At 70.8% G+C, this 26,105-nt stretch carries 25 protein-coding genes; 10 read left to right on the top strand and 15 right to left on the bottom strand.

Annotation, left to right across the window (positions count from 1 at the left end; translation table 11 throughout):
• Window positions 1-35: 35 nt before the first annotated feature.
• Entirely contained in the window at window positions 36-1,451 is a 1,416-nt protein-coding gene (gene sufB / locus P3T35_RS15445) for a Fe-S cluster assembly protein SufB (protein ID WP_101382638.1), read from the bottom strand.
• On the bottom strand, window positions 1,448-2,242 hold the full coding sequence (locus P3T35_RS15440; protein ID WP_101385330.1) for an HTH domain-containing protein: 795 nt from the start codon (window positions 2,240-2,242) through the stop codon (window positions 1,448-1,450). Before P3T35_RS15440 ends, sufB begins: the two co-directional genes overlap by 4 nt.
• A gap of 388 nt (window positions 2,243-2,630) precedes the next feature.
• On the opposite strand from P3T35_RS15440, the gene P3T35_RS15435 reads away from it, so the two are divergent.
• Together P3T35_RS15435 and P3T35_RS15430 are read left to right on the top strand one after the other, a co-directional pair.
• On the top strand, window positions 2,631-3,560 hold the full coding sequence (locus P3T35_RS15435) for an ABC transporter ATP-binding protein (protein ID WP_101382637.1): 930 nt from the start codon (window positions 2,631-2,633) through the stop codon (window positions 3,558-3,560).
• The gene (locus P3T35_RS15430) at window positions 3,557-4,327 is read left to right on the top strand and encodes an ABC transporter permease (RefSeq protein ID WP_101382636.1); all 771 of its coding nucleotides are present in this window, start codon (window positions 3,557-3,559) and stop codon (window positions 4,325-4,327) included. The genes P3T35_RS15435 and P3T35_RS15430 overlap by 4 nt, the downstream gene beginning before the upstream one ends.
• A gap of 94 nt (window positions 4,328-4,421) precedes the next feature.
• On the opposite strand, the gene P3T35_RS15425 is transcribed toward P3T35_RS15430, so the two are convergent.
• Window positions 4,422-5,084 (bottom strand): hypothetical protein, encoded by a 663-nt coding sequence (locus P3T35_RS15425; RefSeq protein WP_180356617.1) that lies wholly within the window; start codon window positions 5,082-5,084, stop codon window positions 4,422-4,424.
• 347 nt (window positions 5,085-5,431) lie between these two features.
• Between P3T35_RS15425 and P3T35_RS15420 the strand changes: the two genes are divergently transcribed.
• Together P3T35_RS15420 and P3T35_RS15415 are read left to right on the top strand one after the other, a co-directional pair.
• Entirely contained in the window at window positions 5,432-5,716 is a 285-nt protein-coding gene (locus P3T35_RS15420) for a hypothetical protein (RefSeq protein ID WP_101382635.1), read from the top strand.
• Window positions 5,717-5,868: 152 nt separating this feature from the next.
• Entirely contained in the window at window positions 5,869-6,870 is a 1,002-nt protein-coding gene (locus P3T35_RS15415) for a COX15/CtaA family protein (protein WP_101382634.1), read from the top strand.
• An 89-nt stretch (window positions 6,871-6,959) separates the two neighbouring features.
• Here the strand turns inward: P3T35_RS15415 and P3T35_RS15410 are convergent, their stop codons facing one another.
• Entirely contained in the window at window positions 6,960-7,295 is a 336-nt protein-coding gene (locus P3T35_RS15410; RefSeq protein WP_101382633.1) for a hypothetical protein, read from the bottom strand.
• 91 nt (window positions 7,296-7,386) lie between these two features.
• Between P3T35_RS15410 and P3T35_RS15405 the strand changes: the two genes are divergently transcribed.
• Window positions 7,387-8,019: a DUF2461 domain-containing protein gene (locus P3T35_RS15405; RefSeq protein ID WP_101382632.1), complete on the top strand. Its 633-nt coding sequence runs from the start codon at window positions 7,387-7,389 to the stop codon at window positions 8,017-8,019.
• A 19-nt stretch (window positions 8,020-8,038) separates the two neighbouring features.
• Here P3T35_RS15405 and P3T35_RS15400 read toward each other — a convergent pair whose 3' ends face one another.
• Complete coding sequence (locus tag P3T35_RS15400; RefSeq protein ID WP_101385329.1) at window positions 8,039-8,980, bottom strand: heme o synthase; 942 nt, start codon at window positions 8,978-8,980, stop codon at window positions 8,039-8,041.
• 439 nt (window positions 8,981-9,419) lie between these two features.
• Between P3T35_RS15400 and tkt the strand changes: the two genes are divergently transcribed.
• The 5 genes from tkt to pgl all read left to right on the top strand — a co-directional run bounded on the left by tkt (window position 9,420) and on the right by pgl (window position 16,207).
• Window positions 9,420-11,519: a transketolase gene (tkt, locus tag P3T35_RS15395; RefSeq protein ID WP_280706301.1), complete on the top strand. Its 2,100-nt coding sequence runs from the start codon at window positions 9,420-9,422 to the stop codon at window positions 11,517-11,519.
• A gap of 62 nt (window positions 11,520-11,581) precedes the next feature.
• A complete protein-coding gene (gene tal, locus P3T35_RS15390; protein WP_101382631.1) occupies window positions 11,582-12,727 on the top strand; it encodes a transaldolase in 1,146 nt (381 codons plus the stop codon).
• Window positions 12,728-12,837: 110 nt separating this feature from the next.
• Entirely contained in the window at window positions 12,838-14,352 is a 1,515-nt protein-coding gene (gene zwf, locus P3T35_RS15385) for a glucose-6-phosphate dehydrogenase (protein WP_101385328.1), read from the top strand.
• Window positions 14,349-15,425 (top strand): glucose-6-phosphate dehydrogenase assembly protein OpcA, encoded by a 1,077-nt coding sequence (opcA, locus tag P3T35_RS15380; RefSeq protein ID WP_101382630.1) that lies wholly within the window; start codon window positions 14,349-14,351, stop codon window positions 15,423-15,425. Before zwf ends, opcA begins: the two co-directional genes overlap by 4 nt.
• The gene (pgl, locus tag P3T35_RS15375) at window positions 15,422-16,207 is read left to right on the top strand and encodes a 6-phosphogluconolactonase (RefSeq protein ID WP_101382629.1); all 786 of its coding nucleotides are present in this window, start codon (window positions 15,422-15,424) and stop codon (window positions 16,205-16,207) included. Before opcA ends, pgl begins: the two co-directional genes overlap by 4 nt.
• A 64-nt stretch (window positions 16,208-16,271) precedes the next feature.
• Here the strand turns inward: pgl and P3T35_RS15370 are convergent, their stop codons facing one another.
• The 10 genes from P3T35_RS15370 to P3T35_RS15325 form a co-directional block, all read right to left on the bottom strand.
• A complete protein-coding gene (locus tag P3T35_RS15370; protein WP_035841977.1) occupies window positions 16,272-16,607 on the bottom strand; it encodes an RNA polymerase-binding protein RbpA in 336 nt (111 codons plus the stop codon).
• A gap of 142 nt (window positions 16,608-16,749) precedes the next feature.
• Window positions 16,750-16,986: a preprotein translocase subunit SecG gene (secG, locus tag P3T35_RS15365; RefSeq protein ID WP_101382628.1), complete on the bottom strand. Its 237-nt coding sequence runs from the start codon at window positions 16,984-16,986 to the stop codon at window positions 16,750-16,752.
• Window positions 16,987-17,091: 105 nt separating this feature from the next.
• Window positions 17,092-17,877, bottom strand: a complete 786-nt coding sequence (tpiA, locus tag P3T35_RS15360) for a triose-phosphate isomerase (protein ID WP_101382627.1) — start codon at window positions 17,875-17,877, stop codon at window positions 17,092-17,094.
• Between the two features lie 6 nt (window positions 17,878-17,883).
• Entirely contained in the window at window positions 17,884-19,104 is a 1,221-nt protein-coding gene (locus P3T35_RS15355) for a phosphoglycerate kinase (protein WP_101382626.1), read from the bottom strand.
• Window positions 19,105-19,270: 166 nt separating this feature from the next.
• A complete protein-coding gene (gene gap, locus P3T35_RS15350) occupies window positions 19,271-20,275 on the bottom strand; it encodes a type I glyceraldehyde-3-phosphate dehydrogenase (RefSeq protein WP_101382625.1) in 1,005 nt (334 codons plus the stop codon).
• Between the two features lie 233 nt (window positions 20,276-20,508).
• Window positions 20,509-21,489, bottom strand: a complete 981-nt coding sequence (gene whiA / locus P3T35_RS15345; protein ID WP_101382624.1) for a DNA-binding protein WhiA — start codon at window positions 21,487-21,489, stop codon at window positions 20,509-20,511.
• Entirely contained in the window at window positions 21,480-22,451 is a 972-nt protein-coding gene (gene yvcK / locus P3T35_RS15340; RefSeq protein WP_280706369.1) for a uridine diphosphate-N-acetylglucosamine-binding protein YvcK, read from the bottom strand. The genes whiA and yvcK overlap by 10 nt, the downstream gene beginning before the upstream one ends.
• A 140-nt stretch (window positions 22,452-22,591) precedes the next feature.
• Entirely contained in the window at window positions 22,592-23,506 is a 915-nt protein-coding gene (rapZ, locus tag P3T35_RS15335; protein WP_280706291.1) for an RNase adapter RapZ, read from the bottom strand.
• Window positions 23,503-25,536 (bottom strand): excinuclease ABC subunit UvrC, encoded by a 2,034-nt coding sequence (gene uvrC / locus P3T35_RS15330; protein WP_101382621.1) that lies wholly within the window; start codon window positions 25,534-25,536, stop codon window positions 23,503-23,505. The genes rapZ and uvrC overlap by 4 nt, the downstream gene beginning before the upstream one ends.
• Before the next feature lie 45 nt (window positions 25,537-25,581).
• A complete protein-coding gene (locus tag P3T35_RS15325; protein ID WP_101385327.1) occupies window positions 25,582-26,025 on the bottom strand; it encodes a Rieske (2Fe-2S) protein in 444 nt (147 codons plus the stop codon).
• Between the last annotated feature and the right edge of the window lie 80 nt (window positions 26,026-26,105).

Below are 26,105 nucleotides of genomic sequence, written 5' to 3'. Positions count from 1 at the left end.
CAAAGTTCGGATGGGCAACGGTTGCTGACGATGCGTCAGCCGACCGAACCCTCCATCTGCAGCTCGATCAGCCGGTTGAGCTCCAGCGCGTACTCCATCGGCAGCTCACGCGCGATCGGCTCGACGAAGCCGCGGACGATCATCGCCATCGCCTCGAACTCGGTCATGCCGCGGCTCATCAGGTAGAAGAGCTGGTCCTCGCTGACCTTGGAGACGGTCGCCTCGTGGCCCATCGACACGTCGTCCTCGCGGACGTCCACGTACGGGTAGGTGTCGGAGCGGGAGATGGTGTCGACCAGCAGCGCGTCGCAGAGCACGTTGGACTTGGCGCCCTTGGAGCCCTCGCCGATCTCGATCAGACCGCGGTAGGAGGTCCGGCCGCCGCCGCGCGCCACCGACTTGGAGACGATGTTGGACGAGGTGTTGGGCGCCAGGTGCACCATCTTGGCGCCGGCGTCCTGGTGCTGGCCCTCACCGGCGAAGGCGATCGACAGGGTCTCGCCCTTGGCGTGCTCGCCCATCAGGTAGACGGCCGGGTACTTCATGGTGACCTTGGAGCCGATGTTGCCGTCGACCCACTCCATGGTCGCGCCCTCGTACGCCACGGCGCGCTTGGTGACCAGGTTGTAGACGTTGTTCGACCAGTTCTGGATGGTCGTGTAGCGGCAGCGGCCGCCCTTCTTGACGATGATCTCGACCACGGCGCTGTGCAGCGAGTCCGAGGAGTAGATCGGCGCGGTGCAGCCCTCGACGTAGTGCACGTAGGCGTCTTCGTCGACGATGATCAGGGTCCGCTCGAACTGGCCCATGTTCTCGGTGTTGATCCGGAAGTAGGCCTGCAGCGGGATGTCGACGCGCACGCCCTTCGGCACGTAGATGAACGAACCGCCGGACCAGACGGCCGTGTTCAGCGAGGCGAACTTGTTGTCGCCGGGCGGGATCACGGTGCCGAAGTACTCCTGGAACAGCTCCGGGTGCTCGCGCAGCGCCGTGTCGGTGTCCAGGAAGATGACGCCCTGCTGCTCCAGGTCCTCGCGGATCTGGTGGTAGACCACCTCGGACTCGTACTGCGCGGCGACACCGGCGACCAGGCGCTGCTTCTCCGCCTCCGGGATGCCGAGCTTGTCGTAGGTCGCCTTGATGTCGGCCGGCAGGTCCTCCCAGGACTCCGCCTGCTTCTCGGTCGAGCGCACGAAGTACTTGATGTTGTCGAAGTCGATGCCCGAGAGGTCGGAACCCCAGGTCGGCATCGGCTTCTTGCCGAAGAGCTTCAGACCCTTGAGGCGCAGGTTGAGCATCCACTCCGACTCGGACTTCTTCGCCGAGATGTCGCGGACGACCTCCTCGCTCAGGCCGCGCTTGGCCACCGAGCCGGCCGCGTCGGGGTCCGACCAGCCGTACTCGTAGGTACCCAGACCCTCGAGCTCGGGGTGGGAAACGGTGTCAGTCATGCGGGACTCCTCCGCGCGGACGTAGCGGGTGGTTCGGTGGTCGTACCGGCAGTCGGCGCTGCACCGGTGCCCTGGCGGGGCGACGGTGCGGCACCGGGTGCCGGCACATAGGTGGTGCAGACCCCGTCGCCGTGGGCGATGGTGGCCAGCCGTTGCACATGGGTGCCCAGGAGCTGGGAGAAGACCTCGGTCTCCGCCTCGCAGAGCTGGGGGAACTGCTCGGCGATGTGCGCGACCGGGCAGTGGTGCTGGCAGAGCTGGGCGCCCGCAGGGGCCTTGCCGGCCGATCCGCTGGGCACTCGCCGCACCGTGGCAGCGTACCCGTCGGCACTCAGGGCCTCGGCGAGCGCCTCGGTGCGCTGATCGGCCGTGGCCTGCTGCAGCGCGCTGAGGTACTTCTCGCCCTGCCGGCCGAAGCGGGCCCGGGCGAAGGCGGCGACCGCCTCCTCACCCGCCTTGCCGCCGCCGACCGCCTCGGCGATCCAGCGCAGCGCGTCGGCGGCGAGCTGGTCGTAGGCCTGGTAGAAGGCGTCCCGGCCGGACTCGGTGAGGGCGAAGACCTTGGCCGGGCGGCCCCGGCCGCGGCTGCCGTAGACCCGCTGCTCGCGGGAGACGACCAAGCCGGCCGCCAGTAGGCCGTCCAGGTGACGGCGGACGGCTGCGGTGGTCAGCCCGAGCCGGTTGGCCAGGTCGGCGGCGGAGGACGGGCCGTGGTCCAGGATGGAGCGGGCGACCCGGTCCCGAGTCGCCCGGTGGCCGTCCAGCAGGACTTCCGCCGAGGTCGCGGGCACCGAGCAACCGGGGGCCGACTCGGCCTCCTGCTGCGTCAGGTGCTCACGCGTGTTTTTCACAACACCATTGTTGCGTAATTAGTTCCGACCGAACAAGCGGTGATCGACGCCTCAGCGGTGGGATCCGTCACTCAGGCAAGCCTTACTTCGGCCGTTCCCGACTCCCCGCTCCCGGCTTCCCCGCCCGCGCCCACTCCCTCCGGCCCGCCGCCCCTGCTCCCCACGCCGGGCCGCCGGCACACGCTCGCTCCGGCCCACCGCCCCGACTCCCCGCTCCAGGCCGCCCCGACCCGTCCCTCCGGCCGGTCGCCCGCGCCGGCCCTCCCCGCCCCTCCCCCGGCGGACCGCGCCGGAAGCCCGCATGTCAACGGCTCTTACACTGCCGGGTATGCATCCGAACCCCGCCGTCGAGATCGCCGGCCTGGTCAAGCGGTACGCCGGGAAAACCGCGGTGGACGGCCTGGACCTGCGCATCGACCGCGGCGCCGTGACCGCCGTGCTCGGCCCCAACGGCGCCGGCAAGACCACCACCATCGAGACCTGCGAGGGCTACCGCCGGCCGGACGCGGGCACCGTGCGCGTGCTCGGCCTGGACCCGGTCCGGCAGGCCGCCGAACTGCGCCCCCGGATCGGCGTGATGCTGCAGGCCGGCGGCGTGTACGCCGGCGCGCGGGCCGTCGAGATGCTCCGCCACACCGCCAAGCTGCACGCCCACCCGCTGGACGTGGACGCCCTGGTCGAGCGGCTCGGCCTGGACTCCTGCGGGCGCACCAGCTACCGCCGGCTCTCCGGCGGCCAGCAGCAGCGCCTGGCCCTGGCGATGGCCGTGGTCGGCCGCCCCGAGCTGGTCTTCCTGGACGAGCCCACCGCCGGCCTGGACCCGCAGGCCCGCCGCGCCACCTGGGAGCTGGTCCGCGACCTGCGCCGGGACGGCGTCACCGTGGTGGTCACCACCCACCACATGGAGGAGGCCGAGGAGCTCGCCGACCGGGTCGCCATCGTGGACCACGGCAAGGTGATCGCCGAAGGCAGCCCCGCCGAGCTGTGCCGGGGCGGCGCCGAGGACAGCCTGCACTTCGAGGCGCCCGCCGGCCTCGACCTGGGCGGACTGATCAAGGTGCTGCCCGACGGCGCCTCGGCCACCGAGCCCACCCCGGGCCGCTACCGGGTGCAGGCCTCCCCGGTCGACCCGCAGCTGGTCGCCACCGTGACCGGCTGGTGCGCCTCCACCGGGGTGCTGCCGGAGCGGGTGACCGTGCGGCAGCGCACCCTCGAAGAGGTCTTCCTCGAACTGACCGGACGGGAGCTGCGCTCATGACGACCACCGATTTCTCGCCGCGGCCGGGCGCGGCGCCGGTCGGCCGGATGCTGCTGGCCCAGACCGCGTTCGAGACCAAGATGCTGCTGCGCAACGGCGAGCAGCTCCTGCTCACCGTCGTGATCCCGACCGTGCTGCTGGTGCTGTTCAGCGCCGTGGACGTGGTGTCGGTGACCGGCCCCGGCAAGCGCGTCGACTTCCTGGCCCCGGGCCTGCTGGCGCTCGCGGTGATGTCCACCGCGTTCACCGGGCAGGCCATCGCCACCGGCTTCGAGCGCCGCTACGGCGTGCTCAAGCGGCTCGGCGCCAGCCCGCTGCCGCGCTGGGCGCTGCTCACCGCCAAGACCGGGTGCGTCCTGGTCACCGAGGCGCTGCAGGTGGCGCTGCTGTCGGTGATCGCGCTGGCCCTGGGGTGGTCCCCGCACGGCGGTGTGGTCTCCGTGGCGCTGCTGCTGGTCCTGGGCACCGCCGCCTTCTCCGGGCTCGGCCTGCTGATGGCCGGCACCCTCAAGGCGGAGGCCACCCTGGCGGCGGCCAACCTGGTCTTCATCCTGCTGCTGCTCGCGGGCGGGGTGATCGTGCCGCTCACCAAGTTCCCGGGCGCGGTGCGCTCGGTCCTGGAACTGCTGCCGATCAGCGCGCTCTCGGACGGGCTGCGGTCCGTGCTGCAGAACGGCGCGGGGGTGCCGTGGGGCGACCTCGGGCTGCTGGCCGGCTGGGCGGTGGTGGCGCTGGCGGCTGCGGCGCGGTTCTTCCGCTGGGAGTGATCCGCTCGGCCTTGACGACTGTGGGGCGGTGACCGATCGGTCACCGCCCCACAGCTGTCCTGCCGTCATCAGCTCAACGGCTGGTTATTCACGTTCAGTTGTGACGCCCAGCCGCACGGCGCCGGGTCATGAACACCAGCCCGCCACCAACCACGACCACGCCAGCGCCGATCCCGGCGATCAGGCCGGCATCGCTACCGCCACCGGTGTAGGCGAGCGACGGCTTGGTCGGCGTGGCGGACGGGGTGGGCACGGCGGCGGCGGTGGTGGGCGGCGCGGTGGTGGGTGCGGGGGTGGTGGGCGTGGCACTCGGCGGCGGGGGCGGCGTCTGCGAGTGCGACGGGCTCGGCGGCGGAGGCGGCGTCGTCGACTGCGACGGACTCGGAGACGGCGACGGGCAGTTCGGCGGCTGCGGGACGGTGAAGTCGCCGCTCCACTGGTGGTTCTTCTCGTCCGGGTCGTCCTTGGTGTGGACGTGGAAGGTCACCGTGTCCGTCGGCTTGGCCGGGAACGGCGCCGGGTTGTACGTACCCGAGAAGTACTCGTGCGTGACGATTTCCTTGCCGTTGACCGTCACGGTGACCCAGTTGGCCTGGGCGCCTGTCGGGTAGCTGTGCAGATCGAGGGTGAACGAGGTGCAGTCCCGCGACTTGTCCGGTTGGTGCGCCGACGCCACACCCGCGAACGTGACAACGCCGGCCACCGCGAGCGCCCCGGCCCCGGCCAAGCGGCCGGAGATCCGCCCCAGTCGTGCCATAACGTGATCCTCCCCAACTATGTTGCGCAGCACGGACGTTGCATGATCGTGAGCGACCGGCTACATCTGGTGCCCGGGACTCTACCGCTCCCTGTGGCGGCATATCCCCCAAACAGAACGACCGGAACAGAACTGGCGGTTCAGCCCGTTCCATGCCCGGGATCATGCACAGCCGAATGCGCCCCCTGGCGATCATTCCTGATCATCGGGAGAGCACAGGATTTATTGACATATCGTCAGGCCTTCCCAGCTGCGGCCCCCCACCTGGCCACCACAGCAATCCCGCCACCGATACCACCTGCACCACACGCTGTCGCCACGCCTCAGACCCCGCCCGCACCCACGAGGTGCAGCGCTCAGAGCGCTCCTACGCCCCGGCGGACTTCCCGAACACCTCATCAGGGGCAGCGGTCCTCGCCACCCTGGTGATCGCCTTCCTGCGGGCCATGGCGGACCTCGCCCCCGCGAATGCGAGTCACCAAGAACCGCTGAACAATCTGCGATCCGGACGGACCTCGACGGTCCAGGTCGACACGAATCGCACCGACGTTTACGCGCTGTGGTCGACCGGCTTCCTGCTCCGAAAGCAGGAGGCATACCGGTTTCCCGAGGCGTCCCGGGCCAGGAAGTAGCGATCACCAGATTCCAAGACCAGGCGCGAAGTCCACTCGGCCCCCATGGACCCGCGGTGCAATTCCCTACTCGGTTGAAGACGGTCCCGGCCCCCTGTTGCTGTCCCCGCCCCCGCTCCCCCGCCGCAAGATCCGCTATAAGGCGACCTAGGATGAGGGGCGTGCGTACCCCCTTCTCGCTGCTGGCCGAGCGCTGGCAGCCCTCCCCCGTCATCGTCCGCCGGGCCGCGATGTCAGCCGTCGTCATGGCGGTCGTGATCGTGGTGACCGGTGGCGCCGTGCGGCTGACCGGGTCCGGGCTCGGCTGCCACACCTGGCCCACGTGTAACGGTGAGAGCATCACGCCGACGCCCGCCAACGGACTGCACGGCAAGATCGAGTTCACCAACCGAACCCTGACGTACGTGCTGTGCGCGGCGGTCGGCTGGTTCATCCTGGCGGCCCGGTGCTCCCGGCCTATGGGGGTCCCCCCGGCCGGAGGCTGGGGGAGGCACAGCCTGACCAAGTGGGGCTGGGTGCAGTTCTGGGTGGTGATGAGCAACGCGGTGCTCGGCGGCATCACGGTGCTGGTCGGCCTCAACCCGTACGTGGTGGGCGCGCACATGCTCTCGGCGCTGGCGCTGCTGTGGATCGCGGTGCTGAGCTGGGAGCGCAGCAAGGAGGGCGACGGGCCGGTGCGGCCGCTGGTCGCGGAGCCGCTGCGCAAGCTGAGCTACCTGCTGGTCGGGGTGACCTGGGCGCTGGTGGCCGCGGGCACCCTGGTGACCGGCGCCGGGCACCACCCGGGCGACTCCAGCGACGTGCCGCGGATCGCGTGGCTCAGCTACGACCAGCTGACCCAGGTGCACGCGGACTTCGTCTTCCTCACCGTCGGGCTCTCGCTGGCGATGGTGTTCATCCTCGGTGCCGTGAAGGCGCCGGCGCCGGCCAAGGCCCGGGCGAGGGAGCTGTTCCTGGTGCTGCTGGCCCAGGCGGTGATCGGGTACGTGCAGTACTTCACCGACGCGCCGGAGATCCTGGTCGGCATCCACATGCTGGGCGCCTCGCTGGTCCTGATCGCCGCCGTGCGGATCCCGCTGGCGCTGCGCACCCGGGGTGAGCTGCCGACGGAACTCCCGGCCCAGGAAGCCGCCTTGGAGACCGCCGCCGCCTGAACACCGTACGGAAGCACGGCACGACAGAGGCCCTGGCCCCCACTCCGCACCCGGGGGGCCAGGGCCTCGCCGTATCGGCGATCAGGCGATCAACCGCCGAGCTGGATGCCGGCCATCCGCTTCCACTCGTACGGGCCGGTGCGCACCTTGAGGCCGAGCTCGCCCTCGAAGGAGTCGTGCAGGGTGATGCCGGCCAGCTCGGCGGCCCGGCGGCCGACGGCGTAGCTGGGGGCCACCTGGTCGCCCCAGGAACCGTCCGCGCCGACCACCACGATCCGGGTGGCGGACTGGCCGACGTACTCCACCACGCCGTCGGCACTGCCGCCGTGCTGCTTGCTGAAGGCGGTCAGGTGCTTGGCGATGCGCTTCGCGCGACGCTCGGTGCGGGCGTCCGCGGCGGGGGTGAGGGTCTCTGCGCTGCTCATGTCGGCATGCTACCCACGGGTAGAGGGGCTGGCGACGGTAGGGGCGTGTGCCACGGGCCACAGCGCCTTCCGATGGATCTAGCCTAGCTTCATGACCTTCCGCGGCTGGCCCGCCGAGGCCCTCGAGTTCTACGAGGGCCTGGAGGCGGACAACTCCAGGACCTACTGGTCCGCACACAAGGCGTTCTACGAGGAGGCGGTGTACGGGCCGATGGCCGCGCTGCTGGCGGAGCTGGAGGACGAGTTCGGACCTGGCAAGATCTTCCGCCCGAACCGCGACCTGCGGTTCAGCGCCGACAAGTCGCCGTACAAGACGCACATCGGGGCGGTGCTGGAGCGGGGCGGCTATGTGCAGCTGTCGGCCAACGGGCTGGCCGCCGGGCTCGGGATGTACCACCTGGCCGCGGACCAGCTCGACCGCTACCGCAGCGCGGTCGCCGAGGACGTCACCGGCCGGGAGCTGGAGCGGGTGCTCGCGGGGCTGGCGAAGAAGCGGATCGAGGTGGTGGGGCTGAACTCCCTGAAGACCGCACCGCGCGGCTACCCGAAGGACCACCCGCGGATCGAGCTGCTGCGGCACAAGGGTCTGATCGCCTGGCAGGAGTGGCCGGTGGAGCCGTGGCTGGGCACGGCCGAGGCCAAGAAGAAGATCGTCGCCTTCCTGCGCGGCGCCCGCCCCTTGCACGACTGGCTCGGCACCCGAGTGGGGCCGAGCCAGCTGTAGAGCGTGGTCCAGAAGTCGGTCAGCGCAGGAACGGGTCCACCGCGACCGCGACCATCAGCAGCGTCAGGTAGGTGATGGACCAGTGGAAGAGCCGCATCTCCTTGAGCTTGGCGCCCACCACACCGGCCTTGGCGCGCGCGTACAGCCCGTGCGCCTCCTTCAGCCAGAACGCGCCCAGCACGGCCGCCGCGCTCGGGTAGAGCCAGCTGGTGTGGTCCAGCGGCCAGAGCGCCAGCGAGACCGCCACCATGATCCAGCTGTACGCGACGATCTGCTTGGCCACCGCCAGGTTGCCGGCGGTCACCGGCAGCATCGGCACGCCCGCCTTGGCGTAGTCGTCGCGCACCTTCATCGACAGCGGCCAGTAGTGCGGCGGCGTCCAGAAGAAGATCACCAGGAAGAGCACCACCGGCGCCCAGGAGAGCGAGTCGGTGACCGCGGCCCAGCCGACCAGCACCGGCATGCAGCCGGCGATCCCGCCCCAGACGATGTTCTGCGCGGTGCGCCGCTTCAGGCCCATGGTGTAGACGAAGACGTAGAACAGCAGCCCGGCCAGCGCCAGCCCGGAGGACAGCCAGTTCACCAGGAAGCCCAGCCAGAGCGTGGAGACCACGCCCAGCGTGATGCCGAAGACCAGTGCCTCGCGCGGCGAGACCATCCCGGTGACCAGCGGGCGCCGCTCGGTCCGGCTCATCAGCGCGTCGATGTCGCGGTCGTAGTACATGTTGAGCGCGTTGGCGCCGCCGGCCGAGAGGTAGCCGCCGAGGACCACCGCGAGCACTCGCCACAGGTCGGGCACCCCGCGCTGCGCCAGGAACATCACCGGCACGGTGCTCATCAGCAGCAGCTCGATGATCCGCGGCTTGGTCAGTGCGACAAATGCCCCGACACGGGCCCCCAGTGGCCGGTGTGGGGGGGTCGTCCCGAGGACCCCGGCGGGGCGGGATTCGACGGCGGTCACGAACACCCCAACTGAAGATGAATCTTCGCAGACGTCCCCGGGTCGAATGTGCTCGTGAATCCGTTCACGCTGCGCGTACCACGCCACCTTAGACGGTGCATATATGGCGATCCGCCCCGGGGTCTCCTGACGGGGCCCTACCGCACTCCCGTGGGTGAACTGTGCAGTTCGCCGGGGAGCGGGCCCCTCGAAACCGGGTGAAGGTGGTACCGGCGCCACCGCCGCACTCCACACAGTACGACCGGGAATCCCAGCTCGAAACTCCCGGTTGTGCCGGTACGGAAGGCGGGCCCCGACGCGGACGGTAGGCTCGGCCCTTAAGCGGGATCAACCCTCCGTGACCGGCTACACCGAACATGCGTCAGGCCCACAGTGTCGTGGCCGCCGACCCGGTCCCTTCACGGGGTCATACCTCAATACGGAAGGAGCCCTGAGAAGGGTGAGCACGACGCCGACGAACGCAATTGACTGGTCCGCGCTGGACGAGCGCACGGTGGACACGGCCCGCGTGCTGGCCATGGACGCGGTGCAGAAGGTCGGGAACGGGCACCCCGGCACCGCGATGGCCCTCGCTCCGGCCGCCTACGTCATCTTCCAGCGCTTCCTGCGCCACGACCCGACCGACCCCAACTGGGTCGGCCGCGACCGCTTCGTGCTGTCGCCGGGCCACACCAGCATGACGCTCTACACCCAGCTCTTCCTGTCCGGCTACGGCCTGGAGCTGGACGACCTGAAGTCGTTCCGGGTGCACGGCAGCCGGACCCCGGGCCACCCGGAGCACGGCCACACCGCGGGTGTCGAGACCACCACCGGCCCGCTCGGCCAGGGCATCGCCAACGCCGTGGGCATGGCGATGGCGGCCCGCTACGAGCGCGGCCTGTTCGACCCGGACGCGGCGGCCGGCACCTCGCCGTTCGACCACACCATCTGGGCCATCGTCTCCGACGGCGACCTGGAGGAGGGCATCTCCGCCGAGGCCTCCTCGCTGGCCGGCCACCAGGCGCTGGGCAACCTGGTCGCGCTCTACGACGACAACCACATCTCGATCGAGGGCGACACCCACACCGCCTTCTCCGAGGACGTGCTGAAGCGCTACGAGGCCTACGGCTGGCACGTGCAGCGGGTCACGCCCAAGGCCAACGGCGACATCGACGTGCAGGCGCTGGCCGCCGCGCTGGCCGCCGCCAAGGCCGAGACCTCGCGCCCGTCCATGATCGCGATGCGCACCATCATCGCCTGGCCGGCGCCGGACGCGCAGAACACCGCCAAGGCGCACGGCTCGGCCCTCGGCGCCGAGGAGATCGCCGCCACCAAGAAGGTGCTGGGCTTCGACCCGGAGCGCACCTTCGAGGTCAGCGACGAGGTGCTCAGCCACGCCCGCCAGGTGATCCAGCGCGGCAAGGCCACCCGCGCCGAATGGGAGCAGACCTACCTGGAGTGGCGCTCGGCCAACCCGACCCGGGCCGCCGAGTTCGACCGGATCCAGGCCGGCGAGCTGCCGAACGGCTGGAAGAAGGAGATCCCGCACTTCCCGGCCGGCAAGGACGTCGCCACCCGCAAGGCCAGCGGCGACACCCTCAAGGCGCTGGGCGCGCTGATCCCGGAGCTGTGGGGCGGCTCGGCCGACCTCGCCGAGTCCAACCTCACCACCATCGACGAGGGCAGCTCGTTCCTGCCCGAGGGCAACCCGCTCAAGGGTGCCGGCCCGTACGGCCGGACGATCCACTTCGGCATCCGCGAGCACGCCATGGGCTCGACCATGAACGGCATCGCGCTGCACGGCGGGACCCGGGTCTACGGCGGCACCTTCCTGGTGTTCTCCGACTACATGCGCCCGGCGGTCCGACTGGCCGCGCTGATGAAGCTGCCCGTCACCTACGTCTGGACGCACGACTCGATCGGCCTCGGCGAGGACGGCCCGACCCACCAGCCGGTGGAGCACCTGGCCGCGCTGCGCGCCATCCCGGGCCTGTCGGTGGTCCGCCCGGCCGACGCCAACGAGACGGCCGTCGCCTGGCGCACCGTCCTTGAGCGCCAGACCACCCACCCCGGCCCGGTCGGCCTGGCGCTGACCCGCCAGGGCGTGCCCACCTGGGACCGCGAGGTCTTCGGCTCCGCCGACGGCACCGCCAAGGGCGGCTACGTGCTGGCCGAGGCCTCGACCGGCGTGCCGCAGGTGATCCTGATCGGCACCGGCTCCGAGGTGCAGCTCGCGGTCAAGGCCCGCGAGACCCTGGAGGCCGAGGGCATCCCGACCCGGGTGGTCTCGATGCCGTCCGTCGAGTGGTTCAACGAGCAGGACCAGGCCTACCGCGACCAGGTGCTGCCCCCGAGCGTCAAGGCCCGGGTGTCGGTCGAGGCCGGCATCGCCCTGGGCTGGCGCGACCTGGTCGGTGACCACGGCCAGATCATCAGCCTGGAGCACTTCGGCGCCTCCGCCGACTACAAGGTGCTGTACCAGGAGTTCGGCATCACCGCCGAGGCAGTGGCGCACGCGGCGCACAAGTCGCTGCGTTCGCTCGAAGCCGTCAACCGCTGACCCGGCCGCCTCGGCTGCACGATACGAAGAGGGCCCGCCCTCCTTCAGGAATTGGGAACATCATGACTGACGCACTGAAGCGCCTCAGCGACGAAGGCGTGTCGATCTGGCTGGACGACCTCAGCCGGAGCCGGCTCAACAGCGGCAACCTGGCCGAGCTCGTGCAGAGCAAGCACGTGGTCGGCGTGACCACCAACCCGACCATCTTCCAGAAGGCGATCGCCGGCAGCGGCGACACCTCCTACGACAGCCAGCTGCGCGACCTGGCCGTCCGCAAGGTCACCACGGACGAGGCGATCCGCATGATCACCACCTCGGACGTGCGGGACGCGGCCGACGTGCTGCGCCCGGTCTACGACGCCAGCAACGGCCGCGACGGCCGGGTCTCCATCGAGGTCGACCCGCGGCTGGCCCACCAGACCGCGCCGACCGTGGCCGAGGCCAAGCAGCTGTGGTGGCTGGTGGACCGTCCCAACGTGTTCATCAAGATCCCCGCCACCAAGGCCGGCCTGCCCGCGATCACCGAGGTGATCGGCCGCGGGATCAGCGTCAACGTGACCCTGATCTTCTCGCTGGACCGCTACAAGGCCGTGATCGACGCCTTCCTGACCGGCCTGGAGCAGGCCAAGGGCAAGGGCATCGACCTCTCCTCGATCGAGTCGGTCGCCTCGTTCTTCGTCTCCCGCGTCGACACCGAGATCGACAAGCGGCTGGACGGGATCGGCACCGACGAGGCCAAGGCGCTGCGCTCCAAGGCCGCGCTGGCCAACGCCCGCCTCGCCTACCAGGCCTACGAGGAGGTCTTCGGCTCGGTGGACGGCAAGAAGCCGGCCTCGGAGCGCTGGAAGGCCCTGGAGGCGGCCGGCGCCAAGCCGCAGCGCCCGCTCTGGGCCTCCACCGGTGTCAAGGACCCGGCGCTGCCGGACACCCTGTACGTCACCGAGCTGGTCGCCCCCGGCACCGTCAACACCATGCCGGAGGCCACCCTGGACGCCACCGGCGACCACGGCCAGGTCACCGGTGACACCATCACCGGCGGCTACGCCGAGGCCAAGGCCGTGCTGGACGCGCTGGCCAAGGTCGGCGTGGACTACGACGACGTGGTCCAGGTCCTGGAGGACGAGGGCGTGCAGAAGTTCGACGCCTCCTGGCAGGAGCTGCTCGACACCGTGACGGCCTCGCTGGCCGGCTTCGCCGACGGCAAGTGACACCTACTCGCACCGAAAGCTGAGGGCGGAGCCCACCAGTGAGCAATGCACAGGAATTTCCTGACCTTGAGGGGGCCGAGGTGACGCAGGGTGACAACGTTGCGCGACCGGTGAACCCGCTTCGGGACCCGGCCGACCGCCGGCTGCCGCGGATCGCCGGGCCGTCCGGTCTGGTCATCTTCGGTGTCACCGGGGACCTGTCCCGGAAGAAGCTGATGCCGGCGATCTACGACCTGGCGAACCGCGGCCTGCTGCCGCCGGGCTTCTCACTGGTGGGCTTCGCCCGCCGCGAGTGGGAGGACGAGGACTTCGCGCGCGAGGTGCACGACGCGGTCAAGGACCACGCCCGCACCCCCTTCCGCGAGGAGGTCTGGCAGCAGCTCGCCAAGGGAATGCGGTTCATCCAGGGCGACTTCGACGACGACGAGGCCTTCGACAACCTGCGCCGCACCATCGAGGACCTCGACAAGGCGCAGGGCACCGGCGGCAACTTCGCGTTCTACCTGTCGGTCCCGCCGCGCTTCTTCCCCAACGTGGTCCAGCAGTTGAAGAAGCACGGCCTGGCCGACCCGCCGGCCGGCTCCTGGCGCCGCGCGGTGATCGAGAAGCCGTTCGGCCACGACCTGGAGAGCGCCCAGGAGTTGAACCGGATCGTGCACGAGGTCTTCCCCCGTGACGAGGTCTTCCGGATCGACCACTACCTGGGCAAGGAGACCGTCCAGAACATCCTGGCGCTGCGGTTCGCCAACTCGATGTTCGAGCCGATCTGGAACCGGTCGTACGTCGACCACGTGCAGATCACCATGGCCGAGGACATCGGCATCGGCGGCCGGGCCGGCTACTACGACGGCATCGGCTCGGCCCGTGACGTCATCCAGAACCACCTGCTCCAGCTGATGGCCCTGACCGCCATCGAGGAGCCGGCCTCGTTCCACCCCAAGGCCCTGGTGGCGGAGAAGCTCAAGGTGCTCAGCGCCGTGCAGCTGCCCAAGGACCTCGGCAACCACACCGTGCGCGGCCAGTACGCGAGCGGTTGGCAGGGTGGCGAGGAGGTGGTCGGCTACCTGGACGAGGACGGCATCAACCCGGAGTCCAAGACCGACACCTACGCGGCGATCAAGCTGGAGATCAACAACCGGCGCTGGGCCGGGGTGCCGTTCTACCTGCGCACCGGCAAGCGGCTGGGCCGCCGGGTCACCGAGATCGCGGTGGTCTTCCAGCGCGCCCCGTACCTGCCGTTCGACTCCTACGCCACCGAGGAGCTGGGGCAGAACGCCCTGGTGATCCGGGTGCAGCCGGACGAGGGCGTCACGGTGCGGTTCGGCTCCAAGGTGCCGGGCACCTCGTTCGAGGTCCGGGACGTCACGATGGACTTCGCCTACGGCGAGTCCTTCACCGAGTCCAGCCCGGAGGCCTACGAGCGGCTCATCCTCGATGTGCTGCTCGGTGACGCCAACCTCTTCCCGCGCCACCAGGAGGTCGAGCTGTCCTGGCAGATCCTCGACCCGATCGAGAAGTACTGGGAAGAGCACGGCAAGCCCGCGCAGTACCCGGCTGGCACCTGGGGGCCGGTCGAGGCGGACGAAATGCTCGCACGAGACGGCAGGAGCTGGCGCCGGCCATGAGGATCGACCTGACGGACACCACGTCCAGCAAGATCAACAGTGCCCTGATGGACGCCCGCCGGGCCAGCGGTTCCACCGCGGCCGGCATGGTGCTCACCATGGTCATCGTGGTGGACGAGGGCAGCGCCTACGACGCCCTCAAGTGCGCCAACGACGCCTCCCGCGAGCACCCCTCGCGGATCCTCGCGGTGATCAAGCGGGCCGGCCGTTCGCCGCGGGCCCGCGCCGGGGCCCGGCTGGACGCCGAGATCCTGGTGGGTTCGGACGCCGGCTCGGGCGAGACGGTGGTGCTGCGACTGCACGGCGAGCTGACCTCGCACGCGCAGTCGGTGGTGCTGCCGCTGCTGCTGCCGGACGCCCCGGTGGTGGTCTGGTGGCCGGAGAACGCGCCGCTGAACCCCGCGCAGGACCCGCTGGGTGCGCTCGCCCAGCGCCGGATCACCGACGCGGTCACCGCCGAGTCGCCGGTCGGCCAGCTGGCGGTGCGCGCCGACAGCTACACCCCGGGCGACACCGACCTCGCCTGGACCAGGATCACCGGCTGGCGCTCGATGCTGGCAGCCGCCCTGGACCAGAAGCCGGTCAAGATCATCGGCGCGGTGGTCGAGGGCGAGTCCTACAACCCCAGCGTCGAGCTGCTCGGCCTCTGGCTGCACGACCGGCTGGGGGTGCCGGTGCAGCGGATCGTCACCGACGGTCCGGGCATCACCGCGGTCCGGCTGCGCACCAAGGACGGCGACATCGTGCTGGACCGGCCGGACGGGCTGATGGGCACCCTGTCCATCCCCGGCGCGCCCGACCGGATGGTGGCACTGAAGCGCCGCGACACCGCCGAGCTGATCGCCGAGGAGCTGCGCCGGCTGGACGAGGACGCCATCTACGCGGCGGCCGTGCGGACCAGCGTGGACAAGCTCGCCGACGAGGAGGCGGCGGTCGAGGCCGCCGTGGCCAAGCCGGTCGCCGAGGTGGTCACCCAGGTTGCGGAGGAGACGGCCGCGGACATCGCCGAGGCCACCGAGCCGACGAAGCCGGCGGCCAAGAAGCCCGCAGCCAAGAAGCGGACCGGCGCATGACCGGGGTGCCGCAGCTGGTGGTGCACCGCGACAAGGAGCTGATGGCCCAGGCGGCCGCCGCGCGACTGATCACCAGGATCGTCGACGCGCAGGCCGCCCGGGGCACCGCCTCCGTGGTGCTCACCGGCGGGCGCAACGGCAATGCGCTGCTGGCCGCGATCGCCGAGTCCCCCGCCCGGGACGCGGTGGACTGGTCGCGGCTGGACCTGTGGTGGGGCGACGAGCGCTTCGTGCCCGCCACCGACCCGGAGCGCAACGCCGTGCAGGCGAGCGACGAACTGCTGGCCAAGGTCCCGCTGGACCCGGCGCGGGTGCACTTCATGCCCGCCTCGGACGGCGTGGCCGGCGCCGATGTGGAGGCCGCCGCCGAGCGGTACGCCGAGGAGCTGGCGGCCGCCGCCGGCCCCGAGGACCACGCCGGGGTGCCCGCCTTCGACGTGCTGCTGCTCGGCGTCGGCCCGGACACCCATGTCGCCTCGCTCTTCCCCGAGCACCCGGGCGTGCGGGAGACCGCGCGCACCGTGGTCGGGGTGCGCGGGGCGCCCAAGCCGCCGCCGACCCGGATCTCGCTCACCCTGCCGGCCATCCGGGCGGCCCGCGAGGTCTGGCTGCTGGCGGCCGGCGAGGACAAGGCGGACGCGGTGGCGATGGCGCTGACCAGCCCGGGCGAGCTGCAGGCCCCGGCCTCCGGGGCGTACGGCACGGTCCGCACGCTCTGGCTGCTGGACAGGGCGGCGGCCGCCAAGCTGCCGCCGGCGCTCTACCCTCCGGCCTCGGCCTGACAGAACAACAGGAGAGGGGCGGTGCGCACCAGCGCACCGCCCCTCAAATGTCTGTGACTACCGCTCAGATCTCGCCACGCAGCTTGGCCAGCGCCTCGGCCAGGATCGCCTCGCCGTCCGCGTCCGTGCGGCGCTCCCGGACGTAGGCCAGGTGCGTCTTGTACGGCTCGTTGCGCGAGGGCGCCGGCGGGTTGTGCTCGTCCTGCCCGGCCGGGAACCCGCAGCGCGGGCAGTCCCAGGTGTCCGGGATGACGGCCTCGGCGGCGAAGCTGGGGCGCGTCTCGTGCTTGTTGGCGCACCAGAAGGAGATCCGGTTGCGGGGAGCGGACTCGCCGCGCTCCGCCTCACCCATCGGGCCGGCCCCGACCCTGCTGCCTCGAATGGCGTTGCCACTTGCCACGATCTGACTCCCTGCATGCCCTTGACTGCCTGGAGGCGCCCAGGCACTGCCGACCGACCGCCCGCTGCGGACGGTGACAAGTTGTCCTAGTGTACGGAGCGGATAAGGATCTGTCCGCACCGCCTTCGGAACTGAGTCCGGATCAGCTCTTGACCTTGATCAGCAGACCCAGTACGACGATGCATGCGAACCAAGCAAGGCCGATGATGATCGTGATGCGGTCGAGGTTCCGCTCGGCCACCGCCGAACCGCCACCCGTCGAGAGCGCGCCACCGCCGAACATGTCGGACAGACCGCCGCCCTTCCCCTTGTGCAGCAGCACCAGGACGACCAGCAGCGCGCTGAAGACGATCAGGGCAATCGAGAACCCGAGAACCACGGCGGGACCAACTCTCTCGTTCAAGGCTCATTCGGCTGAGACCAACCAGGGCCGGACCCCATGGGAAAGGAGGTCCGGCCCAAAGACTACGTTGCTGCGAGGGCGTTAGCCTACCGCCTGCTCGCGGTAACGCACGATCTTGACGAACTCGCCCGTGTCCAGCGAGGCGCCGCCGATCAGGCCGCCGTCGATGTCCGGCTTGGCCATCAGCCCGGCCACATTGCCGGCCTTCATCGAACCGCCGTACAGCACCCGGACCTTTTCGGCCAGTTCGGCGTCGTACAGCTCGGCCAGCCGGGCCCGGATCGCGGCGCAGACCTCCTGCGCGTCCTCGGGGGTGGCCACCTCGCCGGTGCCGATCGCCCAGACCGGCTCGTAGGCCACCACGATGGTCTCGGCCTGCGCGGCCGGCACCTCCGCCAGGGCGCCGTCCAGCTGCGCCAGGGTGTGCTCGACGTGGGTGCCGGCCTTGCGGATCTCCAGCGGCTCGCCGATGCAGAGGATCGGGGTGATCCCGTTGCGGTAGGCGGCCTTGACCTTGGCGTTGACCAGCTCGTCGGTCTCGCCGTGGTACTCCCGGCGCTCCGAGTGGCCGATCACCGCGTAGCTGCACTTCAGCTTGGCCAGCATCGGGCCGGAGACCTCGCCGGTGTAGGCCCCGCCGTCGTGCGCCGAGATGTCCTGCGAGCCGTACTTGATCTTCAGCTTGTCGCCGTCCACCAGGGTCTGCACCGAGCGCAGATCGGTGAACGGGGTCAGCACCGCGACCTCGACGGCGGCGTAGTCCTTGTCGGCCAGCGCGAAGGCCAGCTTCTGGGTGTGCTGGATGGCCTCGAGGTGGTTGAGGTTCATCTTCCAGTTGCCCGCCATCAGCGGGAGACGCTCAGTCATGTGCTCTCAGGCCTCCAGGGCGGCGATACCGGGGAGGGTCTTGCCCTCCAGGTACTCGAGGCTCGCGCCGCCGCCGGTCGAAATGTGTCCGAACTTGTTCTCGTCGAAGCCGAGGGTGCGCACGGCCGCCGCCGAGTCGCCACCGCCGACCACGGTGAAGGCGTCGCCCGGCGGAGTCGACGCGGTCAGCAGCGCCTGGGCCACCGCGCGGGTGCCGTCGGCGAACTGCGGGTGCTCGAAGACGCCCATCGGGCCGTTCCAGAAGACCGTCTTGGCGTCGGCCAGCTTCTCGGCGAAGAGCGCGGCGGTCTTCGGGCCGATGTCCAGGCCGAGCTTGCCGGCCGGGATCGCGTCGACGTCGACGACCTCGAAGTCCTCGACCGGGGCGCCGGTCTTGAGGTCGGGGAAGCCGCCGGCGACCGCGGTGTCCACCGGAATGATGAACTCCACCCCGCTGGCCTTCGCCCGCTCCAGGTACTCCAGCGCGACCGGGATCTGGTCCTCCTGCAGCAGCGAGGCACCCACCTCGTGGCCCAGGGCCTTGAGGAAGGTGAACATCATGCCGCCGCCGATCAGGATCCGGTCGGCCTTGCCCAGCAGGTTGTCGATCACGCCGACCTTGTCGGAGACCTTGGAACCGCCGAGCACCACGGCGTACGGACGCCGCACGTCCTCGGTCAGCCGCTTGAGGACGCCCAGCTCCTTCTCGATCAGCAGGCCGGCCGCGTGCGGCAGCCGGGCCGGCAGGTCGTAGACCGAGGCGTGCTTGCGGTGCACCGCGCCGAAGCCGTCGCCCACGTAGAGCTCGGCCAGCTCGGCCAGCTGGTCGGCGAAGGCGCCGCGCTCGGCGTCGTCCTTGCTGGTCTCCCCCGCATTGAAGCGCAGGTTCTCCAGCAGCGTGACCTCGCCGTCGCCGAGGGCGGCGACGGTGGCCTTCGCGCTGTCACCCACGGTGTCGGCCGCGAAGGCGACCGGCTTGCCGAGGAGCTCGCCCAGGCGCACGGCCACCGGCGCCAGCGAGAACTGCGGGTCCGGCGCGCCCTTGGGGCGGCCGAGGTGGGAGGCGACGACCACCCGGGCACCGCGCTCCAGCAGCGCGGTGATGGTCGGCGCGACGGCGCGGATCCGGCCGTCGTCGGTGATCGTGGTGCCGTTCAGCGGCACATTGAGGTCGGCGCGGACGAACACCCGCTTGCCGGACACGTCGAGGTCGTCGATGGTCTTCACGGTCTTCGATCTCCTGGGGAAGGGGTGGCGCTGCACAGGCGGCGCAGCACCGAGCCGCACCGCCGGAGCGGGCGGAACAGCGGTGAGGGTGGGCAGGAACCGGGCCCGGAGGCGGCAGGTGCCGCCGTCCGGGCCCGGTCCGTTCACATCACATGCTCCCGCAGGGTCAGAGCTGCTCACCCACCAGGGTGGTCAGGTTGACCAGGCGGTTCGAGTAGCCCCACTCGTTGTCGTACCAGCCGAACACCTTGACCTGGTTGCCCTGAACCATGGTCAGCAGGGAGTCGAAGATGGTGGAGAACGGCGAGTTCACGATGTCGGAGGAGACGATCGGGTCCTCGGTGTACTGCAGGATGCCCTTGAGGCTGCCCTCGGAGGCCTTCTGGAAGGCCGCGTTGACCTCCTCGACGGTCACGTCCCGCTCCAGGGTGACCACCAGGTCGGTGATCGAACCGGTCGGCACCGGAACGCGCAGCGAGGTGCCGTCCAGCTTGCCCTTCAGCTCCGGCAGCACCAGCGCGGTGGCCTTGGCGGCACCGGTGGAGGTCGGAATGATGTTGAGGGCGGCGGCCCGGGCGCGGCGCAGGTCCTTGTGCGGGAAGTCCAGCGTGACCTGGTCGTTGGTGTAGGCGTGCACCGTGGTCATCAGACCCTTGACGATGCCGAAGCTCTCGTTCAGCACCTTGGCCAGCGGCGCCACGCAGTTGGTGGTGCAGGAGGCGTTGGAGATGACGTCGTGCTTGGCAGGGTCGTACTTGTCGTCGTTGACACCCATGACGATGGTGACGTCTTCGTCGGTCGCCGGGGCAGAGATGATGACCTTCTTGGCGCCGGCAGCGAGGTGCTTCTTCGCCGCCTCGGCCTTGGTGAAGATACCGGTCGACTCGATCACGATGTCCACGCCCAGCTCGCCCCAGGGGAGGTTCGCGGGGTCGCGCTCGGCCAGCACCTTGAAGGTGTGGCCGTCGACGGTGATGGAGTCGGCGGTGTGGGTGACCTCCCCATTGAGGGTACCCAGGATGGAGTCGTACTTGAGCAGGTGAGCCAGGGTCTTGGTGTCGGTCAGATCGTTGACACCGATGATCTCGATGTCCGCGCCCTGAGCCTTGACCGCGCGGAAGAAGTTGCGACCGATGCGGCCGAAACCGTTGATGCCTACCCGGATCGTCACTTACCGATCTCCTTTAGGTACGCCGGATTGACCCGACGGGGGGTTTGAAATGGGTTGTCCCCGACCACCCATGACCCTACCCCCCCTGACGCCGCACAGGCACATCCCCTGTGGCCTACGCCATGTCGTGGCGTACTTGCGGCCAATCTTCGATGTGACGTAAAGGGCCCGGCGTGACGCACCGGGGTTTGCGGTGCGTCGCGCCGGGCCCGTGGCCGCGCGGTCGGGCGGGCTCAGTTGAGCGCCATCTCCTCGGTGAGGCTCGCCTCCGTGCCGGGCAGGCCGAGCTCCATCGCCCGCTTGTCGGCCATCGCCAGCAGTCGGCGGATCCGACCGGCCACCGCGTCCTTGGTCAGCGGCGGGTCGGCGAGCGCGCCCAGCTCCTCCAGCGAGGCCTGCTTGTGCTGCATCCGCAGCTGGCCGGCCGCGGCCAGGTGCTCGGGCACCTCCTCGCCGAGGATCTCCAGGGCCCTGGACACCCGGGCGCCGGCCGCCACCGCGGCGCGGGCCGAGCGGCGCAGGTTGGCGTCGTCGAAGTTGGCCAGCCGGTTGGCGGTGGCCCGCACCTCGCGGCGCAGCCGGCGCTCCTCCCAGGCCAGCACCGACTCGTGGGCGCCGAGCCGGGTGAGCAGCGCGCCGATCGCGTCGCCGTCCCGGATCACCACCCGGTCGGCGCCGCGCACCTCGCGGGCTTTGGCCGGAATGCCCAACCGGCGGGCCGCGCCGACCAGGGCGAGCGCGGCCTCGGAACCGGGGCAGGTGATCTCCAGCGAGGAGGACCGGCCCGGCTCGGTGAGCGAGCCGTGGGCCAGGAAGGCGCCGCGCCAGGCCGCCTCGGCGTCGCAGGTGGCACCGGAGACCACCGCCGGGGGCAGGCCCCGGATCGGGCGGCCGCGCCCGTCCACCAGCCCGGTCTGCCGGGCCAGCAACTCGCCGTCCTTGATCACCCGGACCACGTACCGGCTGCCGCGCCGCAGACCGCTGGGAGCCATCACCACCAGTTCGGAGGCGTGACCGAAGATCTCCAGCAGGTCCTTGCGCAGCCGTCGCGCCGCAATGCCGGTGTCCAGCTCCGCCTCGATCACGATCCGACCGCTCACAATGTGCAGTCCGCCCGCGAATCGCAGGATCGCCGACACCTCAGCCTTGCGACAGCAGGCCCGGGTGACGGGGAGCCGGCTGATTTCGTCCTTCACCGCTGCCGTCATCGCCATGGGCCGATCCTTCCATGTGTCCGGAAAATCCGGTCGTACGCGGCAGCCAGAAGCTCCGGGTCGTGTCGCGGGCTGCCGTCCTTGGCTGCCACCGTGTCCAGCACCAGGGCCGCGCCCATCCGCTCGGCCGCCCGGTGCAGGCCGGTCAGGTCGGCCACGCCGAAGGCGCCACCGGTGACCGCGCGCTCGTCCACCAGGATCGCATCCACGTCGAGGTCCGGGGCGTGGTCGGCGATCACGTCCAGGTGGCGCTGCGGGGTGAAGCCCTCGGTCTCGCCGGGCTGCGGGGCCAGGTTGAGGCAGAGCAGCCGCCGGGCCTTGGTCTCCACCAGGGCCTTGGCCAGCTCGGGCACCAGCAGGTGCGGCAGCACGCTGGTGAACCAGGAGCCGGGCCCGAGCACCACCCAGTCCGCCTCCAGCACCGCGGCCACCGCCTCCGGCACCGCCGGCGGCTCCTCGGGCAGCAGCCGCACCGACTGCACGGTGCCCGGGGTGATCGCCACATCGGCCTGGCCGCGCACGGCGGAGACCACGGCCGGGTGCGCCGGGTCGTGGCCGCGCACCTGGGCCTCGATGTCCAGCGGGACCGCCGACATCGGCAGCACCCGGCCCTGCACGTTGAGCAGCCGGCCGACCCACTCCAGCGCCGCCACCGGGTCGCCGAGCTTCTCCCAGAGGGCCACGATCAGCAGGTTGCCCACCGCGTGGCCGCCCAGCTCGCCGGTGCCGGTGAAGCGCTGCTGGATCACCTCGGACCAGGTGCGGCCCCAGTCGTCATCGCCGCAGAGCGCGGCCAGCGCCTTGCGCAGGTCGCCGGGCGGCAGCACGCCCAGCTCGGTGCGGAGCCGGCCGCTGGAGCCGCCGTCGTCGGCGACGGTGACCACGGCGGTCAGGTCGGAGGTGAGGCGGCGCAGCGCGGAGAGCGACGCGGACAGGCCCTGTCCGCCGCCGAGGGCCGTGATCCGCGGCGCGGTGCCAGCTCGGGAGCCTCGTGACGGGGAGCCCCGCTCGGCGGCCTTGTGCTGGTGCTGCTGCCGCCCTGGCGAGTATCCCGTCACACCTACCCCACGATCCTGTCCTTCGGCGGGCTCTCGGCCCGCCGCTACTCCCGTCCCATGTCGCGGTGCACCAGTACCGTCTCCACGCCGTCCGCGATCAGACGCTTCGTCAATCGCTCCGACATCGCGACGCTGCGATGCTTGCCACCGGTGCAGCCTACGGCAAGCGTCATGTACCGCTTACCCTCGCGACGGTAACCCTCGGTGACAATCCGCAGGAGCTCGGTGTAGCCGTCGAGGAACTCCTTGGCGCCGGGCTGATGGAACACGTACTCGGCCACCTCGGCGTCGGTGCCGGTGCGGGGCCGCAGCTCGGGCACCCAGTGCGGGTTCGGCAGGAAGCGGCAGTCGACCACCAGGTCGGCGTCGACCGGCAGGCCGTACTTGAAGCCGAAGCTCATCACGGTGCAGCGCAGCTCGGGCTCGTCGTGGTCGGCGAACTGGGCGTCCAGCTTGGCCCGCAGCTGGTGCACGTTGAGGTCGGTGGTGTCGATCACCAGGTCGGCCTCGCCGCGCAGTTCGCGCAGCAGTTCGCGCTCCTGGGCGATGCCGTCGACGATCCGGCCGTCGCCCTGCAGCGGGTGCGGCCGGCGCACGCTCTCGAAGCGGCGCACCAGCGCCTCGTCGCTCGACTCCAGGAAGACCACCCGCAGCCGGATGCCGCGCTTCTCCAAGTCCTCCAGGGAGGCCCGCAGATCGTCGAAGAACTGCCGGCCGCGGACGTCGATCACCACGCCGATCCGGGCCACCGCGCCCTGCGAGCGGGCGCCGAGGTCGACCATGGTGGGAATGAGCGCCGGCGGCAGGTTGTCGACCACGAACCAGCCGAGGTCCTCCAGGCACTTGGCCGCGGTGCTGCGGCCTGCTCCGGACATGCCGGAGATGATCACCAGTTCCGGTGCGGTCTCATCCGCGGCCCCCTGCGGCCGGGTGGTACCCCCGTCATCGGACACTGTCACTTCGGTTCCCCGCTCTCGGTACTCGCCAGGCTCTCGTCGGTCGTGCCCCCGGGCACGGCGTCCTCCATGATCTCGCCCGTGGCGGTGTTCACGGCGAATGCCGCGGGTGTCCGGGAGGACAACGCCGTGACAACAGTTTCGGCGGTCCGGCGCCCGATCCCCGGGACCTCGCAGATCTCCTCGACCGTGGCGGCGCGCAGCTTCTTCAGCGAGCCGAAGTGCTTGAGCAGCGCGGTACGGCGGGTCTGGCCGAGGCCGGGCACCGCGTCCAGGCCGCCGGCGGTCAGCCGCTTGGTGCGCTTGGAGCGCTGGTAGGAGATGGCGAACCGGTGCGCCTCGTCGCGGACCCGCTGCAGCAGGTAGAGGCCCTCGCTGCTGCGCGGCAGCACCACCGGGTCGTCCTCCCCGGGCAGCCAGACCTCCTCCAGGCGCTTGGCCAGGCCGCACAACGCGACGTCGTCGATACCCAGTTCGTCAAGCGCGCGCCGGGCGGCTGCCACCTGGGGCTGACCGCCGTCGACCACCAGCAGCTGCGGCGGGTAGGCGAAGCGCTTGGGGCGGCCGTCGTCGGTGCGGGGGCCGGCCGTGTCTTCGTCGGCCTCGGTCTCCGGAACGGCCCATTCGCCGGTCTGCTCGCGCTCCTGGAGGTAGCGGCGGAACCGGCGGCTGATCACCTCGTGCATCGAGCGGACGTCGTCCTGGCCCTCGAAGCCCTTGATCTGGAAGCGGCGGTACTCGCCCTTGCGGGCCAGGCCGTCCTCGAAGACCACCATGGAGGCGACCACGTCCTCCCCCTGCAGGTGGGAGATGTCGAAGCACTCGATCCGCAGCGGGACGCTGTCCAGCTCCAGCGCGTCGGCGATCTCCTGCAGGGCCCGGCTGCGGGTGGTCAGGTCGGAGGCCCGCTTGGTCTTGTGAAGTGCCAGCGCCTGCTGGGCATTGCGCTCCACGGTGGCCATCAGGTCCTTCTTGTCGCCGCGTTGCGGCACCCGGAGGTCGACTTGGGCCCCCCGCAGGCCGCTCAGCCACTCCTGCGCCGGCCCGACCGGGTCGGGCAGCGCGGGCACCAGCACCTCGCGAGGCACCGACTCGCTGCCGCTGCCGTAGAGCTGCTGGAGCGCGTGCTCCACCAGCGCGGCGGTGTCCACGTCCTCGACCTTGTCGGTGACCCAGCCGCGCTGGCCGCGCACCCGGCCGCCGCGGACGTGGAAGATCTGCACGGCCGCCTCCAACTCGTCCTCGGCGAGGGCGAGCAGGTCGGCGTCGGTGCCGTCGGCCAGCACCACCGCGTTCTTCTCCATCGCGCGCTTGAGCGCCTCGATGTCGTCGCGCAGCCGGGCCGCCTTCTCGTACTCCAACTCGGCGGCGGCCTCGCCCATCTGCTCTTCCAGCCGGCGCAGGTAGTTGCCGGTGCGCCCGGCCATGAAGTCGCAGAACTCCTCGGCCAGCTCCCGGTGCTCGGCCGCCGAGACCTTGCCGACGCAGGGCGCGGCGCACTTGCCGATGTAGCCGAGCAGGCAGGGGCGGCCGACCTGCTGGGCGCGCTTGAAGACGCCGTTGGAGCAGGTGCGGACCGGGAAGACCCGCAGCAGCAGGTCGACCGTCTCCCGGATCGCCCAGGCGTGCCCGTACGGGCCGAAGTAGCGCACGCCCTTCTTGTGCGCCCCGCGCATCACCTGGACCCGGGGGAACTCCTCGTTGAGGGTGACCGCGAGCTCGGGGTAGCTCTTGTCATCGCGGTACTTGACGTTGAACCGGGGGTCGAACTCCTTGATCCAGGAGTACTCCAGCTGCAGCGCCTCGACCTCGGTGCCGACCACGGTCCACTCCACCGAGGCGGCGGTGGTGACCATGGTGGCGGTGCGCGGGTGCAGGTTGGCCAAGTCCTGGAAGTAGGAGGAGAGCCGCGGGCGCAGGCTCTTGGCCTTGCCGACGTAGATCACCCGGCCGTGCTCGTCCCGGAACCGGTAGACCCCTGGGGAGGTCGGAATCGCGCCGGGTGCCGGGCGGTAGGTGGACGGGTCAGCCATGCGGTTCGGTCCCCCTCATACGTTCTTACAGTCGAAACCCTAGCTCTAGCTGGGAGTGACCGTGAGCTGCCCGTTGTCCACGGTTACCGGGTAGCCGGGCAGCGGCTTGGGCGCCGGGCCGTCGGTCACCGAGCCGTCCGCGATGGCGAAGCGGCTGCCGTGGCACGGGCACTGGATGGTGCCGCTCGCCACCTGGTCGACGATGCAGCCGGCGTGGGTGCAGCGGGCGCTGAACGCCTTGTACTGGCCGGCGGTCGGCTGGGTCACCACGATCCGCTGCTCCCGGAACACCTTGCCGCCGCCGACCGGCACCGCCGAGGCCGGGCCCAGCTGGACCGGGGCGGCGGACTTCTGGCCGGAGGAGGCCGAGTTGTCGGCCGAGCTCGCCGAGCTGGAGCAGCCGGCCACCGCGAGCGCGGAGCCCCCGGCCAGGACCGCGGCCCCGCAGCAGAGCAGGGTGCGGCGGGAGGTGACGGGCGAATCGGGCATGTCGGACACGTGGTGCTCCTGGAGGTGAGGGCAGGGGGAACGGCCGCAGTCTAGCTCCGCTCCCCCAGCCCTCCCGGGCT

The organism is Kitasatospora sp. GP30, from assembly GCF_029892145.1.
Lineage (GTDB): Bacteria > Actinomycetota > Actinomycetes > Streptomycetales > Streptomycetaceae > Kitasatospora > Kitasatospora acidiphila.
This window is presented reverse-complemented; position numbering and strand designations above follow the sequence as displayed.

What these genes read in the sequence shown, in the direction of transcription:
- sufB (WP_101382638.1), bottom strand. Translation starts at nt 1,451, where the DNA reads ATGACTGACACCGTTTCCCACCCCGAGCTCGAGGGTCTGGGTACCTAC.
- P3T35_RS15435 (WP_101382637.1), top strand. Translation starts at nt 2,631, where the DNA reads ATGCATCCGAACCCCGCCGTCGAGATCGCCGGCCTGGTCAAGCGGTAC.
- P3T35_RS15430 (WP_101382636.1), top strand. Translation starts at nt 3,557, where the DNA reads ATGACGACCACCGATTTCTCGCCGCGGCCGGGCGCGGCGCCGGTCGGC.
- P3T35_RS15425 (WP_180356617.1), bottom strand. Translation starts at nt 5,084, where the DNA reads ATGGCACGACTGGGGCGGATCTCCGGCCGCTTGGCCGGGGCCGGGGCG.
- P3T35_RS15415 (WP_101382634.1), top strand. Translation starts at nt 5,869, where the DNA reads ATGAGGGGCGTGCGTACCCCCTTCTCGCTGCTGGCCGAGCGCTGGCAG.
- P3T35_RS15410 (WP_101382633.1), bottom strand. Translation starts at nt 7,295, where the DNA reads ATGAGCAGCGCAGAGACCCTCACCCCCGCCGCGGACGCCCGCACCGAG.
- P3T35_RS15405 (WP_101382632.1), top strand. Translation starts at nt 7,387, where the DNA reads ATGACCTTCCGCGGCTGGCCCGCCGAGGCCCTCGAGTTCTACGAGGGC.
- tal (WP_101382631.1), top strand. Translation starts at nt 11,582, where the DNA reads ATGACTGACGCACTGAAGCGCCTCAGCGACGAAGGCGTGTCGATCTGG.
- opcA (WP_101382630.1), top strand. Translation starts at nt 14,349, where the DNA reads ATGAGGATCGACCTGACGGACACCACGTCCAGCAAGATCAACAGTGCC.
- pgl (WP_101382629.1), top strand. Translation starts at nt 15,422, where the DNA reads ATGACCGGGGTGCCGCAGCTGGTGGTGCACCGCGACAAGGAGCTGATG.
- tpiA (WP_101382627.1), bottom strand. Translation starts at nt 17,877, where the DNA reads ATGACTGAGCGTCTCCCGCTGATGGCGGGCAACTGGAAGATGAACCTC.
- whiA (WP_101382624.1), bottom strand. Translation starts at nt 21,489, where the DNA reads ATGGCGATGACGGCAGCGGTGAAGGACGAAATCAGCCGGCTCCCCGTC.
- uvrC (WP_101382621.1), bottom strand. Translation starts at nt 25,536, where the DNA reads ATGGCTGACCCGTCCACCTACCGCCCGGCACCCGGCGCGATTCCGACC.
- P3T35_RS15325 (WP_101385327.1), bottom strand. Translation starts at nt 26,025, where the DNA reads ATGCCCGATTCGCCCGTCACCTCCCGCCGCACCCTGCTCTGCTGCGGG.